Source organism: Curvibacter lanceolatus ATCC 14669 (assembly GCF_000381265.1).
In the GTDB taxonomy this organism is placed as follows: Bacteria; Pseudomonadota; Gammaproteobacteria; order Burkholderiales; family Burkholderiaceae_C; genus Curvibacter; species Curvibacter lanceolatus.
Map to the genome: position 1 here is coordinate 286,782 of NZ_KB906258.1, position 16,886 is coordinate 303,667.

The 16,886-nt window shown below is 68.5% G+C and carries 17 protein-coding genes; 13 read left to right on the forward strand and 4 right to left on the reverse strand.

Going from position 1 to position 16,886, the window contains the following annotated elements; translation table 11 throughout:
* Positions 1-28: 28 nt before the first annotated feature.
* Complete coding sequence (locus F624_RS0113515; protein WP_019574846.1) at positions 29-1,021, reverse strand: Bug family tripartite tricarboxylate transporter substrate binding protein; 993 nt, start codon at positions 1,019-1,021, stop codon at positions 29-31.
* A gap of 316 nt (positions 1,022-1,337) precedes the next feature.
* On the opposite strand from F624_RS0113515, the gene F624_RS0113520 reads away from it, so the two are divergent.
* From F624_RS0113520 to F624_RS0113580, 13 genes are all read left to right on the forward strand, one after another.
* Positions 1,338-2,369, forward strand: a complete 1,032-nt coding sequence (locus F624_RS0113520; protein ID WP_019574847.1) for a sulfate ABC transporter substrate-binding protein — start codon at positions 1,338-1,340, stop codon at positions 2,367-2,369.
* A 41-nt stretch (positions 2,370-2,410) separates the two neighbouring features.
* On the forward strand, positions 2,411-3,010 hold the full coding sequence (locus F624_RS0113525) for a malonic semialdehyde reductase (protein WP_019574848.1): 600 nt from the start codon (positions 2,411-2,413) through the stop codon (positions 3,008-3,010).
* 67 nt (positions 3,011-3,077) lie between these two features.
* A complete protein-coding gene (locus F624_RS0113530) occupies positions 3,078-3,293 on the forward strand; it encodes a TOBE domain-containing protein (protein WP_019574849.1) in 216 nt (71 codons plus the stop codon).
* A 39-nt stretch (positions 3,294-3,332) separates the two neighbouring features.
* Positions 3,333-4,712 carry an LLM class flavin-dependent oxidoreductase gene (locus F624_RS0113535; protein WP_043425956.1) on the forward strand — a complete coding sequence of 460 codons (1,380 nt, stop codon included), beginning with the start codon at positions 3,333-3,335 and terminating at the stop codon, positions 4,710-4,712.
* 87 nt (positions 4,713-4,799) lie between these two features.
* Positions 4,800-5,705 (forward strand): TauD/TfdA dioxygenase family protein, encoded by a 906-nt coding sequence (locus tag F624_RS0113540; protein WP_019574851.1) that lies wholly within the window; start codon positions 4,800-4,802, stop codon positions 5,703-5,705.
* A 30-nt stretch (positions 5,706-5,735) separates the two neighbouring features.
* Complete coding sequence (locus F624_RS0113545) at positions 5,736-6,773, forward strand: ABC transporter substrate-binding protein (protein WP_019574852.1); 1,038 nt, start codon at positions 5,736-5,738, stop codon at positions 6,771-6,773.
* 52 nt (positions 6,774-6,825) lie between these two features.
* The gene (locus tag F624_RS0113550) at positions 6,826-7,629 is read left to right on the forward strand and encodes an ABC transporter ATP-binding protein (RefSeq protein WP_051107397.1); all 804 of its coding nucleotides are present in this window, start codon (positions 6,826-6,828) and stop codon (positions 7,627-7,629) included.
* Positions 7,626-8,510 carry an ABC transporter permease gene (locus F624_RS0113555; RefSeq protein ID WP_031254954.1) on the forward strand — a complete coding sequence of 295 codons (885 nt, stop codon included), beginning with the start codon at positions 7,626-7,628 and terminating at the stop codon, positions 8,508-8,510. Before F624_RS0113550 ends, F624_RS0113555 begins: the two co-directional genes overlap by 4 nt.
* Before the next feature lie 152 nt (positions 8,511-8,662).
* Positions 8,663-9,133 (forward strand): rhodanese-like domain-containing protein, encoded by a 471-nt coding sequence (locus F624_RS0113560; protein WP_019574855.1) that lies wholly within the window; start codon positions 8,663-8,665, stop codon positions 9,131-9,133.
* 39 nt (positions 9,134-9,172) lie between these two features.
* Positions 9,173-10,144: a serine O-acetyltransferase EpsC gene (gene epsC, locus F624_RS0113565; protein ID WP_019574856.1), complete on the forward strand. Its 972-nt coding sequence runs from the start codon at positions 9,173-9,175 to the stop codon at positions 10,142-10,144.
* Entirely contained in the window at positions 10,141-10,413 is a 273-nt protein-coding gene (locus F624_RS0113570; protein ID WP_019574857.1) for a helix-turn-helix domain-containing protein, read from the forward strand. Before epsC ends, F624_RS0113570 begins: the two co-directional genes overlap by 4 nt.
* Positions 10,414-10,483: 70 nt before the next feature.
* The gene (locus F624_RS0113575) at positions 10,484-11,413 is read left to right on the forward strand and encodes a family 2A encapsulin nanocompartment shell protein (protein ID WP_019574858.1); all 930 of its coding nucleotides are present in this window, start codon (positions 10,484-10,486) and stop codon (positions 11,411-11,413) included.
* The gene (locus F624_RS0113580) at positions 11,388-13,337 is read left to right on the forward strand and encodes a family 2A encapsulin nanocompartment cargo protein cysteine desulfurase (RefSeq protein WP_031254956.1); all 1,950 of its coding nucleotides are present in this window, start codon (positions 11,388-11,390) and stop codon (positions 13,335-13,337) included. The genes F624_RS0113575 and F624_RS0113580 overlap by 26 nt, the downstream gene beginning before the upstream one ends.
* Positions 13,338-13,447: 110 nt before the next feature.
* Here the strand turns inward: F624_RS0113580 and F624_RS0113585 are convergent, their stop codons facing one another.
* Genes F624_RS0113585 through F624_RS0113595 form a run of 3 tightly spaced genes read right to left on the reverse strand, consistent with a single transcriptional unit; the run spans position 13,448 to position 16,860 of the window.
* Positions 13,448-14,458 carry an ABC transporter substrate-binding protein gene (locus F624_RS0113585; RefSeq protein ID WP_019574860.1) on the reverse strand — a complete coding sequence of 337 codons (1,011 nt, stop codon included), beginning with the start codon at positions 14,456-14,458 and terminating at the stop codon, positions 13,448-13,450.
* 39 nt (positions 14,459-14,497) lie between these two features.
* Positions 14,498-15,481 carry an NAD(P)-dependent oxidoreductase gene (locus tag F624_RS0113590; protein ID WP_031254958.1) on the reverse strand — a complete coding sequence of 328 codons (984 nt, stop codon included), beginning with the start codon at positions 15,479-15,481 and terminating at the stop codon, positions 14,498-14,500.
* Positions 15,481-16,860 (reverse strand): LLM class flavin-dependent oxidoreductase, encoded by a 1,380-nt coding sequence (locus F624_RS0113595; protein ID WP_031254960.1) that lies wholly within the window; start codon positions 16,858-16,860, stop codon positions 15,481-15,483. The genes F624_RS0113590 and F624_RS0113595 overlap by 1 nt, the downstream gene beginning before the upstream one ends.
* Between the last annotated feature and the right edge of the window lie 26 nt (positions 16,861-16,886).

Below are 16,886 nucleotides of genomic sequence, written 5' to 3' on the forward strand. Positions count from 1 at the left end.
CAGAAAAAAGAAAGGGCGGGCAGGCGGCTCAATCCAGCTTGATGCCGCTGGTCTGGATGACCTGGCTCCACTTGGCCCGCTCGGCCGCGGCGTAATCGGCCATCTGGCGCGGGGTGCCAGGAATGGACTCCAGCCCCAGGGTCTGCAAGCGGGCCTTGATGGCCGTCGAGCCCAGGGCCCCCAGCAAGGCGGCGTTGAGCTTGGCGATCACCTCGGGCGGGGCGCCGGCCGGGGCCACCAGGCCCTGCCAGGCGTAGGCCTCGAAGCCCTTCAGGCCCTGCTCCTGCAGCGTGGGGATGGTCTCGAAATTGGGCACCCGGCGCGGGCTCGCCACGCCGATCGGGCGCAGCTTGCCGGCGGCAATGAACTGGTAGCCGCTGGCGGTGTCAACAAACATGAAGGGCACCTGGCCAGCCACCACATCCTGCACCGCCGGGGCGGCCCCGCGGTAAGGCACATGGGTGAGCTGCAGGCCCGCCTGGGCGCGAAACAACTCGGTGGCCAGGTGGTGCGGGCTGCCGGCGCCCGGGGTGGCGTAGTTGGCGCCGTTCTGGGTCTTGGCCCAGGCCTTGAACTCGGCCAGGGTCTTGACCGGCACCTGGGGGTTGACCACCAGGATCATCGGAAAGCGCACCGTGAGGCCGATGGGCGCGAAGTCTTTCTCGGCACTGTAGGCCAGCTTGGTATACAGAAACGGGTTGGCCGCCAGCGTGGCGGTGTCGGCCGACAGCAGCACATAACCATCGGCCTTGGCATGGGCCACGTACTCGGCCCCGATGTTGGTGGCCGCGCCGGGCTTGTTGTTGATGATGATGGGCTGGCCCAGCGCCTTGCCCATGGCCTCGGCCAGGGTGCGCGCCACCACGTCGGTGCCGCCGCCGGCCGGGTACGGCACCACCCATTCGATGGGCTTGGCGGGATAGGGCTCGGCCGCGGCCGCGGGGCCGGTCGCGCCGGCCAAGGCCAGAAGCAGCCAGGCGCGGCGGCGCAGAGTCAGGTGGGGCGAGTGGGGCGGGTGCATGGTCTGTCTCTTGTGGGGTGGGGAAGGCGTTGGTCTTGCCGCTCGTGTCGACGGCGTTCTGCCCTGGATCAAACGACAGGCTGGAATTTAAGCCATTTGGTTGCACGCGCAACTAGGTGATTGCCCCAATGGTTGCGCCCACAACCTAAATCCGCCTCCAGCACCGCCCACGGCACTGGAACGCCCGCCCGGCCTTGCTAACTACAAAACCGCATAAGAACCATTGTTCTTATTCGTTCGCGTTTGGATCGAGGGTTTTCAGAATCTGACCATTCCATAAAAAAACCCCCAACCTCAATCCATCGGAGCCCACACCATGTCCAGCCGTCGTTCCTTCTTCCGCCTGCCCCTGCTGGCTGCCGCCGCCGCCATCCTGGCGACCGGCACCTTGACAGCCCTGCCGGCCGCAGCCCAGACCGTGAACCTGCTCAACGTGTCGTACGACCCGACGCGCGAGCTGTATGTGGAGTACAACACCGCCTTCGCCAAGTACTGGAAGGCCAAGGCCGGCCAGGACGTGTCGGTCAAGCAGTCGCACGGCGGCTCGGGCAAGCAGGCCCGCTCGGTGATCGACGGCATTGACGCCGACGTGGTCACGCTGGGCCTGGGCGGTGACGTGGATGCCGTGGCCAACCACGGTGGTCTGATCGCCAAGGACTGGGTCAAGCGCCTGCCGCACAACAGTTCGCCCTACACCTCGACCATTGTGTTCCTGGTGCGCAAGGGCAACCCCAAGGGCATCAAGGACTGGGACGACCTGATCAAGCCCGGCGTGGCCGTGATCACCCCCAACCCCAAGACCTCGGGCGGCGCCCGCTGGAACTACCTGGCCGCCTGGGAATACGCCAAGCGCCAGTACGGTGGCGACGCCAAGGCCAAGGAGTTCGTGGGCAAGCTCTACAAGAACGTGCCGGTGCTCGACACCGGGGCCCGTGGCTCGACCATCACCTTCGTGCAACGCGGCGTGGGTGATGTGCTGCTGGCCTGGGAGAACGAAGCCTTCCTGGCGCTGAAGGAGTTCGGTGCCGACAAGTTCCAGATCGTGGCCCCTTCGATCAGCATCCTGGCCGAGCCCTCGGTGGCCGTGGTCGACAAGAACGTCGACAAGAAGGGCACCCGCAAGGTGGCCGAGGCCTACCTGAGCTACCTGTACTCCGAAGAAGGCCAGGACATCGCCGGCCGCAACTTCTACCGCCCCACCGACGCCAAGGCCAAGGCCAAGTACGCCTCGCAGTTCCCCCCGCTCAAGCTGTTCACCATCGACGAAGCGTTTGGCGGCTGGACCACGGCCGACAAGGCCCACTTTGCCGACGGCGGCTCGTTCGACCAGATCTATTCGCCGCGTTGAGCCCCGACGCGCCCACCCACTGAACCTGGAGCACTCCGGCCATGACCCACGCCTTGAACGCCCTGCCCGATGCGGCACTGGACCAACTCTTTCGCAGTGCACGCACCGTGCACGCGTTCAAGCCGGTGCCCGTGCCGGACGAGACGCTGCACGCGCTGTATGAGCTGCTGAAGTGGGGCCCGACCGCCTTCAATGCGCAGCCGGCACGCTTTGTGTTCGTGCGCAGCGCCGAGGCCAAGGCCCGACTCAAGCCCGCTCTGTCGAGCGGCAACCAGGCCCAGACCGAAGGCGCCGCCGTGAGCGTGATCGTGGCCCAGGACAGCCGCTTCCAGGAACACCTGCCCAGCCAGTTTCCGGCCTACGACGCCAAGCCCCTGTTCGACGGCAACGCCGCCCTGGCCCAGGCCACGGCGTTTCGCAACAGCAGCCTGCAAGGCGCCTACCTGATCCTGGCTGCCCGCGCGCTGGGGCTGGATGCCGGCCCGCAGTCGGGTTTCAACCCGGCGGCCGTGGACGCGGCCTTCTTCCCGGACGGCCGCTACAGCACCAATTTCATCGTCAACCTGGGCGTGGGCGACCCGGCGGGCACCCACCCGCGCGGCCCGCGCCTGGCGTTTGACGCCGTGGCCGAGATCGTCTGACGCCCCGGCACCAGCCCACGCTTTTTTTCTTCAACCCTTTTCTTCACCTTTTCAAGAAAGCCACACCATGTCCATCCAAGCCATCAACGTCCGCAACCAGTTCAAGGGCAAGGTCCGCGAAATCATCCGCGGTGATGTCGTGTCCGAAATCGATGTCGAAACCCCCTGGGGCATCGTCACCTCCGTCATCACCACCCGCTCGGTGGACGATCTGGGCCTGACCATCGGCTCCGAGGTCGTGGCCCTGGTGAAGTCGACCGAAGTGTCGATCGCCAAGCTCTGATCCCCGGCGTTCACTGACAACAAAAAAACCACCCCCGTCATGAGCCCATCCCCTCGCCAAATGCACCTGGGGGCCTTCCTGTTCGGGGTGGGCCACCATCTGGCGGCATGGCGCCATCCGGACGTCGATCCGGCCGGCGCCGCCAGCCTGGCGCACTACCAGCGCCTGGCACGCCTGGCCGAAGCCGCCAAGTTCGACGCCATCTTCTGCGCCGACAACGTGGGCCTGTCCGATGCGCCCGCCCACCTGCTGGCGCGCAACGCCCTGCCCTACATGCTGGAGCCGCTGCAACTGCTGACGGCCCTGGCCGGCGCCACCGAGCGCATCGGCCTGGTGGCCACGGTCTCGACCAGCTACCTGCCGCCCTACCACCTGGCCCGCAAATTCGCCACCCTGGACCGCCTCAGCGAGGGCCGTTCAGGCTGGAACCTGGTCACCTCGGGCTCCGACTTCGAGGCCCGCAACTTCGGCCTGGACCAGCAGGCCGACCACGCCAGCCGCTACCAGCGCGCCCATGAATACGTGAAAGTGGCCCAAGGCCTGTGGGACAGCTGGGAGGACGATGCCTTCCGCTTCGACGCCCAGGCCGGCCAGTTCTTCGACCCGGCCAAGCTGCACCGCGTGAGCCACGAGGGCCCGCACTACTCGGTGCACGGCGCCTTGCAGACGCCGCGCCCCGTGCAGGGCTACCCGGTGATGGTCCAGGCCGGCTCGTCGGAAGACGGCCAGAACCTGGCCGCCGAGACCGCCGAGCTGGTCTTCACCGCCCAACAGACCGTGGAAGAGGCGCGTGCCTTCTACCAGGGCCTGAAGGCCCGGCTCCCGGCTTTCGGACGCTCCCCGGACGCCCTGAAGGTCCTCCCCGGCGTGTCCACTTTCGTGGGCCGCAGCGAGGCTGAGGCACAAGACAAATACGAAGCCCTGCAGTCGCTGATCGACCCCGCGCAAGGCCTGGGTCTGCTGTCGGCCTTCCTGGGTGGGGTGGACCTGTCGGGCTACCCGCTGGACGGCCCGTTGCCCGAGCTGCCGCGCACCGAAGGCTGGCAAAGCCGGCAAGACCTGTTCAGCGCCATGGCGCGCCGCGACAACCTCAGCCTGCGCCAGCTCTACCAGAAGGTGATCTCGGCCCGTGGCCACTGGACCCTGGTGGGCACGCCCGTGCAGATCGCCGACCAGCTGGAGCACTGGTTCCAGACCGGCGCCGCCGACGGCTTCAACGTGATGGGCCCCACCCTGCCCCACGGCCTGAGCGACTTCATCGAGGGGGTGCTGCCCGAGCTGCGCCGCCGCGGCCTGTTCCGCACCGAGTACACCGGCCGCACCCTGCGCGAGCACCTGGGCCTGCCCCGGCCGGCGCACCCGGCCGTCCTGGCTCGCCAGGCCATTCAAGCCACCGAGGTCGAGGCCAGCCCGGCCTGACGCCCCAGGCCCGCTCGCGCGGGCCAGCCCTGCCCCAGCCATCGTCCCCTGGCTCGGCCAGGAGAACCCAACCCAGAGCACCGAACCATGTCCGCCACGCTTGCCCCCCAAACCTCTGCCGCTGCCACGGCACCGGCCCAGACCTTCGACATCCGCCCCTTTGACGGCGCGCTGGGCGCCGAGGTGATCGGCCTGGACCTGTCGCGCCCGGTCAACACCGACGACTTCCGCCGCATCCACCAGGCCCACCTGGACCACCACGTGCTGGTGTTCCGCGACCAGGCCAGCCTCACGCCCGATCAGCACGTGGCCTTCAGCGGGCGCTTCGGCCCGCTGCAGATCCATGTGCTCAACACCTTCGCCCTGCCGGGCCACCCCGAGGTGCTGATCGTCTCGAACATCCTCGAAAACGGCAAACCCATCGGCCTAGGGGATGCCGGCGTGTTCTGGCACTCCGACCTGTCGTACAAAGAGAAGCCCAGCCTGGGCTCGCTGCTGCACGCGCACGAGCTGCCCTCCGAAGGCGGCGACACCCTGTTCGCCAACCAGCACCTGGCCTGGGACACCCTGAGCGCCGAGCTGAAGAAAACCATTGCGCCCCTGAAGGCCGAGCACCACTACCTGGCCCGCTATGCCGAGCTGCAGGCCCGCAGCCCCTGGCGCCCCAACCTAAGCCCCGAGCAGGTGGCCCAGGTCAAGCCCGTCGCCCAGCCCGTGGTCCGCACCCACCCCGAAACCGGACGCAAGGCGCTGTTCGTCAGCGAGCATTTCACCACCCGCATCCTGGGCGTGCCCGAAGACGAAAGCCGGGCCCTGCTGGCCGAGTTGTTCGCCCACAGCGTGCAGCCGCAGTTCCAGTACCGCCACCAGTGGCAACCGCACGACCTGGTGTTCTGGGACAACCGCTCGGTGCTGCACCTGGCGGCCGGCACGCCCGATCACCTGCGCCGCAAGCTCTACCGCGTGACCATCGAAGGTGACGTCGCCTACTGAGCCCTTACCGCCCCTGCTATCCACACCGTCATGAAACACACTCTTTCCCGTCGCCTGGCACTGCGCGCCGCCGCCCTGGCCAGCAGCACCGCCCTGCTGCTGAGCAGTCTCGCCCCCCTGCAGGCCCAGGCCGCCGAAGGCCAGTTGCGCATCGCCGAGCAGTTCGGCATCGTCTACCTGCTGCTCAACGTGGCGCAAGACCAGAAGCTGATCGAAAAGCACGGCAAGGCCGCCGGCATCGACATCCAGGTTGAATTCGTCAAGCTGTCGGGCGGCGCCGCCGTCAACGATGCCCTGCTGTCAGGCTCGATCGAGGTCGCCGGGGCTGGCGTCGGCCCCTTGTTCACCCTGTGGGACCGCACCCGCGGCAAGCAGAACGTGCGCGGCGTGGCCTCGCTGGGCAACTTCCCGTACTACCTGGTCACCAACAACCCCAAGGTCAACAGCATTGCCAACTTCACCGGCCTGGACCGCATCGCCCTGCCGGCGGTGGGCGTGTCGGTGCAGTCGCGCATCCTGCAGATGGCCGCGGCCAAGAAGTGGGGCGATGCCGAGTTCGACCGCCTCGACAAGCTCAGCGTGGCCCTGCCCCACCCCGAGGCAGCCGCCGCCATCATCAAGGGCGGCACCGAGATCACCGCCCACTTCGGCAACCCGCCCTTCCAGGAGCAGGAGCTGGCCGGCAACCCGCAGGTCCGCGTGCTGCTCAAGAGCTACGACGTGCAAGGCGGCCCCTCGTCGGCCACCGTGCTCTACGCCACCGAGAAGTTCTACAAAGACAGCCCCAAGACCTACAAGGCCCTGGTGGCCGCCCTGGACGAAGCCGCCCAGTTCATCACCGCCAACCCCGAGAAGGCAGCCGACACCTACCTTCGGGTCACCCACGCCAAGACCGATCGCGATCTGCTGCTGAAGATCATCCGCAACCCCGAAGTGCAGTTCAAGACCACGCCCCAGAACACCCTGGGCCTGGGCCAGTTCATGCACCGGGTGGGCGCGATCAAGAACAAGCCCACCTCGGTCAAGGACTACTTCTTTGACAGCCCCGCCGCCCAGTCGGGCAACTGAGCACGGTGCCCCGCATGCCTGACACCCCCGCCCGACCCAGCCCGCCCCCTGGCTGCAGATCGATGGCGTGAGCCTGGAGTACCGCAGCCCGCAGCGTGTGGTGCGCGCCACCCACCAGATCAGCCTGGACGTGCACCAGGGCGACCGTTTCGTGTTGCTCGGCGCCTCGGGCTGCGGCAAATCCACCCTGCTCAAGGCGATTGCCGGCTTCATCACCCCCACCGAAGGCGAGATCCGCCTGCAGGGCCAGCCCGTGCGCGGCCCCGGCCCCGACCGCATGGTGGTGTTCCAGGAGTTCGACCAGTTGCCGCCCTGGAAGACGGTACTGGCCAACGTGATGTTCCCGCTGCTGGCCTCGCGCCGCCTGGGCCGCGCCGAGGCGCGCGAACGCGCCCTCGATGTGCTCGACAAGGTGGGCCTGGCCTCGTTTGCCCACGTCTACCCGCACCAGCTCTCGGGCGGCATGAAGCAGCGCGTGGCCATTGCCCGCGCCCTGGCCATGCAACCCCAGGTGCTGCTGATGGACGAACCCTTCGCCGCGCTGGACGCCCTGACCCGGCGCAAGATGCAAGAGGAGCTGCTCGCCCTGTGGGACGCGCTGCGCTTCACCCTGGTGTTTGTCACCCACTCCATCGAAGAGGCCCTGGTGGTGGGCAACCGCATCGGCCTGCTGTCGCCCCACCCGGGCCGGGTGCGCGCCGAGATCAACAGCCACGCCTTTGACCTGCACAGCGCCGGCAGCCCCGACTTCCAGGCCGCGGCCCAACGCATCCACCACCTGCTGTTCGAAGAGGCACCGCACCAGGCAACCCTGCTGAATGCCGATCAGGCCGCCCCCTGGAGAAACGCTGCATGAGCACCCCAACGACCGCCTTGCCGACGCCCCCGGTGCGCCCCGAATACGAACGCACCCTGCCCCCGCTGCCCGGCATCCCGCTGGCGCGCCCCCTGCCCCTGGCCGCCCGCGCGTGGCAACAGCCCGGCCTGCGCCGCGGCCTGATCCTGCTGCTGCTCGCCGTGCTGTGGGAGGCGCTGGCCCGCTGGCAGGACAACGACCTGCTGCTGCCCACCTTTGGCGCCACCGCCCGCGCCCTGGTCGAAGGCCTGCTCAGCGGCGAGCTGCTGCAGCGCGCCCAACTCTCGCTGGCGGTGCTGCTCAAAGGCTACCTCGCCGGCATGGCGCTGGCCCTGGGCCTCACCACCCTGGCCGTGTCCACCCCCTTCGGGCGCGACCTGCTGGCCACCCTGACCGCCATGTTCAACCCCCTGCCCGCCATCGCCCTGCTGCCCCTGGCCCTGCTGTGGTTCGGCCTGGGCCAGGGCAGCCTGGTGTTCGTGCTGATCCATTCGGTGCTGTGGCCGCTGGCCCTCAACACCTATGCCGGCTTTCAGGCCGTGCCCGAAACCCTGCGCATGGCCGGCCGCAACTACGGCCTCACCGGCATCCGCTACGTGGTGCAGATCCTGATCCCGGCCGCCCTGCCGGCCATCCTGTCGGGCCTGAAGATCGGCTGGGCCTTTGCCTGGCGCACCCTGATCGCCGCCGAACTGGTGTTCGGCGCCACCTCGGGCAAGGGCGGCCTGGGCTGGTACATCTTCCAGAACCGCAACGAGCTCTACACCGACAAGGTCTTCGCCGGCCTGGCCCTGGTCATCGTCATCGGCCTGCTGGTCGAAAGCCTGGTGTTCTCCACCCTGGAGCGGGTCACCGTGCGGCGCTGGGGGGTGCAGCGCTGACACAGCGCACACAGCCCGATACCGCTAAGACATTTCTCTCATTAGAAAGAGAAAAATCATTCGTTTGAGTATTGAAAGCCCTTTCTTAGAGTGCTTGTGAGCCGCCGAATCCCCGCGACGCGGCCTCGATAAGACCCAGAAAGGCTTTCAAGATGTCTGTTGCCACCCCTGTCGAAAACACCCTTCCCGAAGCCCTGAGCGCGGCGCGTGCCGCGGCGGCGGCGGCCGGCCTGCCCTATGCGGGCGGCATCACGCCCCAGCAGGCCTGGGCCCTGTTTGAAGCCGGCGACGCCGCCCTGGTGGACGTGCGCTCGACCGAAGAGCGCAAGTTTGTCGGCCATGTGCCGGGCAGCCTGCACGTGGCCTGGGCCACCGGCACCGCGCTGACGCGCAACCCCCGCTTCACCCGTGAGCTGGAAGCCAAGGTGCCCAAGCACGCCCCGGTGCTGCTGCTGTGCCGCAGCGGCAAGCGCTCGGCCCTGGCGGCCGAGGCAGCGGCCAAGGCCGGTTTCACGGCCGTCTTCAATGTGCTTGAAGGCTTCGAGGGCGAGATCGATGCCGCCCAGCACCGGGGCGGCAGCGATGGCTGGCGCTTCCGAGGCCTGCCCTGGGTGCAGGACTGAATCCACGCCCCTTTCCCTCTCTTGCACGACGCGCCCCCCATGACCTTGCATGCCCTGCCCTTGCCCCACACGAACGGCGCAACCGATGTGCGCCCTTCCCCCTTTGACGTGCACCAGGTGGTGCGTGAGCTGGCCGAGGCGCGACGGCGCTGGCGCGAATCGCAGCAACGCTCCAACGAGCCCGGTGGTCGCGAGCTGCCCTCGCGTGAGGCGCTGACCCAGATCCTGGAGCTGCTGCGCGGCGCGCTGTTCCCGATGCGCCTGGGCCCGCCGGACCTGCGCCAAGAGGGTGAGGATTTCTACGTGGGCCACACGCTGGACACGGTGCTGCAGTCGCTGCTCAGCCAGGTGCAGCTGGAGCTGCGCTACGCCCACAAGCACGAGCCCTCATTTGACGCGGCCACGCTGGAGCTGCGCGCCGAGCAGATCGTGCGCGACTTTGCCCACTCGCTGCCGCAACTGCGCGAGCTGCTCGACAGCGATGTGCTGGCCGCCTACGCGGGCGATCCGGCAGCGCGCAGCGTGGACGAGGTGCTGCTGTGCTACCCCGGCATCCAGGCCATGATCCACCACCGCGTGGCGCACCGCCTGTACGAGCTGGGCGTGCCCCTGTTGGCGCGCATCGTGGCCGAGCTGGCGCACAGCGAGACCGGCATCGACATCCACCCCGGTGCCCGCATCGGGCCCGGCTTCTTCATCGACCACGGCACGGGCGTGGTGATCGGCGAGACCGCCGTCATCGGCGAGCGCGTGCGCATCTACCAGGCCGTCACGCTGGGGGCCAAGAGCTTCCCCACCGATCAAGACGGCAACCCGCAAAAAGGCCTGCCGCGCCACCCCATCGTCGAAGACGAGGTGGTGATCTACGCCGGCGCCACCGTGCTGGGCCGCGTCACCCTGGGCCGCGGCGCCACCGTGGGCGGCAATGTGTGGCTCACGCACGACCTGGCACCGGGCACCCACATCACCCAGGCGCGCTCGCAACATGCGCAATCGGGGGCCGAGGCATGAGCGCCAAGCTGCCCGAGCTGTTTGGCCTGGCCGTGCGCCAGCAACGCGAGCGCCTGGGATGGTCGCAGGAGCGCCTGGCTGAAAGCGCTGACCTCAACCGCAGCTACGTGGGCGAGCTGGAGCGCGGCCAGGCCGTGCCCTCGCTGATCACGCTGGACAAGCTGGCCCGCGCACTGGGCCAGAGCCCCAGCAACCTGCTGGCCCAGACTGAACGACTGTCGCAACAAAGGTTGATCAGCGGTCTTCGCTTGACGGCTATAGCCTGTTGAACGCCGCTCAAAGCCCCCAGACACTGCCTGCTGAGTTCTTTCCCCTTTTTCAACCACTGCGGAGTCTTCCATGTCGGAACATCAAAACGCCCAGGCAGCCCTCAGCGACAGCGCTGCACGGCAACTGGCCAATGCCACCAAGACCGTTCCGGTCCTCTCCACCATCAGCCCGCGTTGGCTGACGCACCTGCTGCAATGGGTGCCTGTCGAGGCCGGCATCTACCGCCTCAACAAGGTCAAGAACCCTGAAGACGTGCTGGTGGCCTGCGCCAAGCGCGATGAGTCCGAGCTGCCGCAGACCTTCGTCGACTACGAAGACGCGCCGCGCGAGTACTTCCTGAACGCGGTCTCCACCGTGCTCGACGTGCACACCCGCGTCAGCGACCTCTACAGCAGCCCGCACGACCAGATCAAAGAGCAGCTGCGCCTGACCATCGAGACGATCAAGGAAAAGCAGGAAAGCGAACTGATCAACAACCCCGACTACGGCCTGCTGGCCAATGTCGCCCCCTCGCAGATCGTCTACCCGCTGACCGGCGCCCCCACCCCGGACGACCTCGACGAACTGATCACCAAGGTCTGGAAAGAGCCCGCCTTCTTCCTGACCCACCCGCTGGCCATCGCCGCCTTCGGCCGCGAATGCACCCGCCGCGGCGTGCCGCCCCCGACCGTGAGCCTGTTCGGCTCGCAGTTCCTGACCTGGCGCGGCATCCCGCTGATCCCCAGCGACAAAGTGCCGGTGGCCGACGGCAAGACCAAGATCCTGCTGCTGCGCGTGGGCGACAAGCGCCAGGGCGTGGTCGGCGTCTACCAGCCCGGCCTGGCCGGCGAACAGAGCCCGGGCCTGTCGGTGCGCTTCATGGGCATCAACCGCAGCGCCATCGCCAGCTACCTGATCAGCCTGTACTGCTCGCTGGTGGTGCAGTCGGATGACGCCCTGGCGGTTCTGGAAGACGTTGAGATCGGCAAGTTCCATGACTACCCTGACACCTACAAGTGAGCTCGCGCTGCCGGGCGGCTCGGCACCGCCGGGCCTGCCTGATGTGGCGACGCTGACGCGCCTGGCCGGCGAGTTCTTCTCGGCCCTGCCCGGCGGGCTGCCCAAGCCCACGGCGCCGCAGGCCCTGGGGGGCGTGCCCGCGCCAGCCAATGTGCTGCCCGGTGGCACCTCCACCGGCCCGCTGACGCAAGGCCCGCAATTGCCCGGCACCCTGGCGCCGGGGGCCAATGTGGCGCCCAACAACCCGCAAAGCGTGCTGTCGCTGGGGGCTTCCACGCCCTCGCTGCAGCCGCACGCGGCCGCGCCCAACGGCCTGCCCGACACCGCCGTGGTGGCCGCCCCTGCGCTGGACAGCCGCTTCGGCGGCCAGGCCCTGGGCGTGCCCCAGGTGGCTGCCGCGCCCAGCGCCCAGCCGCACACGACACCGTCCACGCCGTACTACTTCCTGGGCGAAGCCAGCGGCTACCCGAGCACCGGCGCGGCCGTGGCCGCCCCGCGGGATGACCGCGTGAGCGCCCAGTCCTTCGGCCTGCCCGGGGCCGACGAGCTGCGCGCCCTGCTGAGCAGCAGCAAGAGCCCGGCAGGCTCCCAGGCGGCCGCGCCGGCGGGCACCGGCTCCAGCTACTACTTTGTGCCCAGCGCGAGCGACAGCGTGGGGGGTGCCAGCACCCCCCTGCCTCACCAGCAGGCCGCACAACGGCCGGCCGGCTTGGACGTGAACGCGGTGCGCCGCGACTTCCCGATCCTGCAGGAGCGCGTCAATGGCAAGCAGCTGGTGTGGTTCGACAACGCCGCCACCACGCACAAGCCGCAGTCGGTGATCGACCGCCTGGCCTACTTCTACGCCCACGAGAACTCCAACATCCACCGGGCCGCGCACGAGCTGGCAGCCCGCGCCACCGATGCGTACGAAAGTGCGCGTGAAAAGGTGCGTGCCTTCATCGGCGCCCAGTCGGTGGACGAGGTGATCTTTGTGCGTGGCGCCACCGAGGCCATCAACCTGGTGGCCAAGACCTGGGGCGTGCAGAACGTGGGCGAAGGCGACGAGATCATCGTCTCCAACCTGGAGCACCACGCCAACATCGTGCCCTGGCAACAGCTGGCGGCGCAAAAAGGCGCACGCATCCGCGTGATCCCGGTGGACGACACCGGCCAGGTGCTGCTCGACGAGTACCGCAAGCTGCTCAACCCGCGCACCAGGATCGTGGCCGTGACCCAGGTCTCGAACGCACTGGGCACGGTGGTGCCAGTGCGCGAGATCGTGGCCATGGCCCATGCCGCCGGGGCCCGCGCCCTGGTGGACGGGGCCCAGTCGGTCAGCCACCTGCGCGTGAATGTGCAGGAGATCGGTGCCGATTTCTTTGTGTTCTCCGGGCACAAGATCTTCGGCCCCACCGGCATCGGCGTGGTCTATGGCCGGCGCGAGCTGCTCGACACCATGCCGCCCTGGCAAGGTGGCGGCAACATGATTGCCGACGTGACCTTCGAGCGCACGGTGTTCCAGCCGCCGCCCAACAAGTTCGAGGCCGGCACCGGCAACATCGCTGACGCGGTGGGCCTGGGCGCCGCGCTCGACTATGTGCAGCGCATCGGCCTGGACAACATCGCGCGTTACGAGCACGACCTGCTGGCCTATGCCACCCACCTGCTGGCGCCCATCCCGGGCGTGCGCCTGATCGGCACGGCGGCCGACAAGGCCAGCGTGCTGTCCTTCGTGCTCAAGGGCTACACCACCGAAGAGGTGGGCCGGGCCCTGAACGAAGAGGGCATTGCGGTGCGCTCGGGCCACCACTGTGCCCAGCCCATCCTGCGCCGCTTTGGCGTGGAGGCCACGGTGCGGCCCTCGCTGGCGTTCTACAACACCTGCGAAGAGGTGGACCGCTTCATCGCGGTGGTGCGCCGCCTGAGCAGCGGCCGCGGCTGACCCCCTCAGTCTGCATCAGCCCCAAAACAAAGCCGACCCGGGCTCAAGCCTGGGTCGGCTTTTTTCATGGGGCCAGGGGCTGCAAGCCCCCAGCGCTTCAGGCCCTGGCTTCAGGCCTTGAACAGCTTGTCGAAACTGCGGTCCCACAGCGGCGCCACCTGGGCCGGGCCGTCGAGCACCCCCAGCTTCTGGAAGGTGTCGGCCACGTCCTGGTGCCCCTTCACCACGCTGTCCGACACCGCACGCAGATCAAAATCGGTGCTGCGGTTGTTCCACAGCTCGATCAGGTCACCCACCGGGATGCGGGTCTCTTCAGAGATCACGCGCGCGTACTCCAGGTAGTTCTGGTTGGCCCACAGGTAGGCGCGGCGCAGGCGCAGCAGGTAGTCGCTGATGGCGGCCTGGGTGGCGGGTTGGCTGATCGACTTGGGGTTGGCGTACACCGGGAAGTTGCCCGACAGATACCCCACCCCGGTCTTGAGCACCCGGGCCCCGTACTTGAGGCGGGCGATCTGGCCGTTGTAGCCGTAGATGGACCAGGCATCGAGGTCGCCCCGGTCAAAGGCCGACAGACCGTCTGCCGGGCTCAGGTTGATGGCCTGGATGTCCGAGAAGCTCAGGCCGGCCTCGGCCAGCTGCTTGCTCAGAAAGTAGTGTGCGGTGGTGGCGCGCACATAGCCCACGCGCTTGCCCTTGAGGTCGGCGATGGTGCGGATGGCGGTGTCCTTGCGGGCCAGCGTGACCTGGTTGTTCAGGTCTTCTCGCACCACCGCGATGAAACGCACCTGCGCCTTCTGGCGCGCCGCGAACAGGGCCGGGATCTCGCTGCCCGAGCCCAGGTCCAGCGCGTCGCCGTTGAGCGCCTCGATGTGCAGCACGCCGTTGTTCAGCTCGCGCCATTCGATCTTGTAAGGGGTGTCGGTCAGCTTGGCGGCCACCAGCAGGGCCCGCCAATTGCCCTTGTAGGTGCCGATGCGCAGGGTCACGCGGGCCAGGTCGGCCGGGTCCACCGCCGGGGCGGGGCCGGCGGCCTGGGCCAGGCCGGCTTGCAGCCAGGCGGGTGCGGTGAGGGCTGCGCCCAGCAGGTGGCGGCGGGAAAGCGAAGTGTCGATCTTTTTCATGATTTGGGAGTGGGTCAAAAAAACGATGGGGCGCGGCGCTCAGTAGCCGCGCTGGGCATCCACCAGGTCGGCCAGGGGCTCGCCCTGCAGGTAGCGCGTGAGCTGGGTGATGAACTTGTCGGCGGTGGCCGCCTGCACCTCGCCTGCCGCCCACGAGATGTGGGGCGTCAGCCGCACCCGGGGGTGGGTGTAAAGCGGGTGGCCGGCCGGCAGGGGCTCGGGGTCGGTCACGTCCAGGGTGGCGGCGCCAAGGCGACCGCTGTCCAGGGCCTGCAGCAAGGCCTCCTGATCGACCAGCGCGCCGCGGGCGATGTTCACCAGGTGCAGGCCGGGCCGGGCATGGGCCAGGGCCTCGGCGTTGATCACATGGCGCGACTCGGCGGTGATGGGCAGCGCCAGCACCAGGTGGTCCACCTGGGCCAGCAGCTCGGGCAGCGAGCGGGCCAGGGCCACGCCCGGCTCGCCCAGGGGCGCGGCACTGCGGCGCAGCGCCGTGACCTGCATGCCAAAGGCCAGCGCACGCCGGGCCACGGCCTGGCCGATGGCGCCAAAGCCCAGAAGGCCCAGGTGCTGGCCAGCCAGCAGGCGCAGCGGCTGCGCCTCGGCACGCTCGAACTCGCGCCGCCAGGCCTCGGGGCTGTTCACGCGGCGCTCGGCCCAGGGCTGGTTGTGCGCCAGCAGGGCCGACAACACATAGTCGGCAATCGGGGTGGCGGCCACGCCACGCGCGCAGCTCACCTGGGGCACCTGCAGCAGCCAGGGCGGAAAAAAATCCACCCCCACCGAGGCGGTGTGCACCCAGCGCAGCGTGCCCGGCCAGGCGGCCGGGGCCTGCGCTGGCGCCTGGCGCCAGCCGTGGCCGGGCGCGGTCAGCAGCACATCCACCTCGTGGGCCCGAGCCCAGCCGGGGGCCTCGCGGTCGTTGATCACCACCAGGCGCGGGTCGACGGCGGCAATGCGCTCGCCCACCGCCTCCCCCAGCGGGTTCAGCACCACCAGGCGCTCAAGGCTTGGCGCGCCCATCAGGCCGCCACCGCCTCGCCGGCCGCTGCGTGCGCGGGCTCAGCGACCTTCCGAGCCTGTTCCCGCGCCACGGTGTAGCGGTTGGCCGGCACCGGCAGGCCCAGGTGGGCGCGGAAGGTGTCGTGCGGGTACTCGGTGCGGTAGATGCCGCGCGCCTGCAGCAGGGGCACCACCAGCGCCACAAAGTCTTTCAGCGAGGTGTTGGGCAGGGCTTCGAAGAAATTGAAGCCGTCGGCGCCCTCGTTCTCGAACCAGCGCTGGATCTCGTCGGCCACCTGCTCGGCGGTGCCCACAAAGGTGCGCTTGGGCGCGGCATGCCACTGGGCCACCTGGCGCAGCGTCCAGCCCCGCTCACGCGCCACCTGCTTGATGCGGTCGCTGGCGGCCTGCTGGCTGTTCTTGCCGATGTCACCCAGGTCAGGAAAGGGCTCGTCGAGCGGGTAGACCGAAAAGTCGTGGTCGTTGAAAGGCCGGGCCAGCGCGGCCAGGGCGTTCTCGATGGGCACCAGCGAGGCGGCGATCTGGTACTTGGCCTCGGCCTCTTCGGCGGTGCGGCCCACGATGGGGCGGATGCCGGGCAGCAGATAGACCTGGGCCGGGTCGCGGCCGGCGACGGCCACGCGGGCCTTCACGTCGCGGTAATAGGCCTGGGCTTCGTCCAGGGTGTCGGCATGGAAGAAGATCGCATCGGCACGCTGGGCTGCGAAGTTTTTGCCGTCTTCCGAGGCCCCGGCCTGGAAGATCACCGGCTGGCCCTGGCGCGAGCGGGCGATGTTCAGCGGCCCCTCGACCTGGAAGAACTCACCCTGGTGGTCCAGGCGGTGCAGCTTGGCCGGGTCGAAGAACTGGCCGGTGGCCTTGTTGCGCACCAGGGCATCGTCCTCCCAGCTGTCCCACAGGCCTTGCACCACGTCGAGGTGTTCGTTGGCCAGGCGGTAGCGCACATCGTGCGCATAGTGCTCGGCCTGGCTGTAGTTGCGCGCGCTGCCATCGAGCCACGAGGTGACCACGTTCCAGCCGGCACGACCACCGCTGATGTGGTCCAGGGATGCAAATTGCCGGGCGACTGTGTAGGGCTCGCTGTAGCTGGCCGTGACCGTGGCCACCAGGCCAATCTTGGAGGTGACCGCGGCCAGGGCCGACAGGATGGTGAGGGGCTCGAAACGGTTCAGGTAGTGCGGGCTGGAGCGCTCGGTGATGTGCACGCTGTCGGCCACGAACAGGAACTCGAAGCGCCCCTGTTCGGCCAGCTGGGCCTGCTCGGCATAGAACTTGAAGTTGACGCTGCCGTCGGCCAGCGCGGCCTCGTGGCGCCAATCGCCCCAGCCGGCGCCCACGCCATGCAGCACAAAGCCGAGTTTGAGTTGTCGTGTTGTCATGAAAGACCTTTCTGGGATGAATGGAA

Bases quoted from the DNA above. Each gene is read 5' to 3' on its own strand.
- F624_RS0113515 (WP_019574846.1), bottom strand. From the start codon at position 1,021: ATGCACCCGCCCCACTCGCCCCACCTGACTCTGCGCCGCCGCGCCTGG.
- F624_RS0113520 (WP_019574847.1), top strand. From the start codon at position 1,338: ATGTCCAGCCGTCGTTCCTTCTTCCGCCTGCCCCTGCTGGCTGCCGCC.
- F624_RS0113525 (WP_019574848.1), top strand. From the start codon at position 2,411: ATGACCCACGCCTTGAACGCCCTGCCCGATGCGGCACTGGACCAACTC.
- F624_RS0113530 (WP_019574849.1), top strand. From the start codon at position 3,078: ATGTCCATCCAAGCCATCAACGTCCGCAACCAGTTCAAGGGCAAGGTC.
- F624_RS0113535 (WP_043425956.1), top strand. From the start codon at position 3,333: ATGAGCCCATCCCCTCGCCAAATGCACCTGGGGGCCTTCCTGTTCGGG.
- F624_RS0113540 (WP_019574851.1), top strand. From the start codon at position 4,800: ATGTCCGCCACGCTTGCCCCCCAAACCTCTGCCGCTGCCACGGCACCG.
- F624_RS0113545 (WP_019574852.1), top strand. From the start codon at position 5,736: ATGAAACACACTCTTTCCCGTCGCCTGGCACTGCGCGCCGCCGCCCTG.
- F624_RS0113555 (WP_031254954.1), top strand. From the start codon at position 7,626: ATGAGCACCCCAACGACCGCCTTGCCGACGCCCCCGGTGCGCCCCGAA.
- F624_RS0113560 (WP_019574855.1), top strand. From the start codon at position 8,663: ATGTCTGTTGCCACCCCTGTCGAAAACACCCTTCCCGAAGCCCTGAGC.
- epsC (WP_019574856.1), top strand. From the start codon at position 9,173: ATGACCTTGCATGCCCTGCCCTTGCCCCACACGAACGGCGCAACCGAT.
- F624_RS0113570 (WP_019574857.1), top strand. From the start codon at position 10,141: ATGAGCGCCAAGCTGCCCGAGCTGTTTGGCCTGGCCGTGCGCCAGCAA.
- F624_RS0113575 (WP_019574858.1), top strand. From the start codon at position 10,484: ATGTCGGAACATCAAAACGCCCAGGCAGCCCTCAGCGACAGCGCTGCA.
- F624_RS0113580 (WP_031254956.1), top strand. From the start codon at position 11,388: ATGACTACCCTGACACCTACAAGTGAGCTCGCGCTGCCGGGCGGCTCG.
- F624_RS0113585 (WP_019574860.1), bottom strand. From the start codon at position 14,458: ATGAAAAAGATCGACACTTCGCTTTCCCGCCGCCACCTGCTGGGCGCA.
- F624_RS0113590 (WP_031254958.1), bottom strand. From the start codon at position 15,481: ATGGGCGCGCCAAGCCTTGAGCGCCTGGTGGTGCTGAACCCGCTGGGG.
- F624_RS0113595 (WP_031254960.1), bottom strand. From the start codon at position 16,860: ATGACAACACGACAACTCAAACTCGGCTTTGTGCTGCATGGCGTGGGC.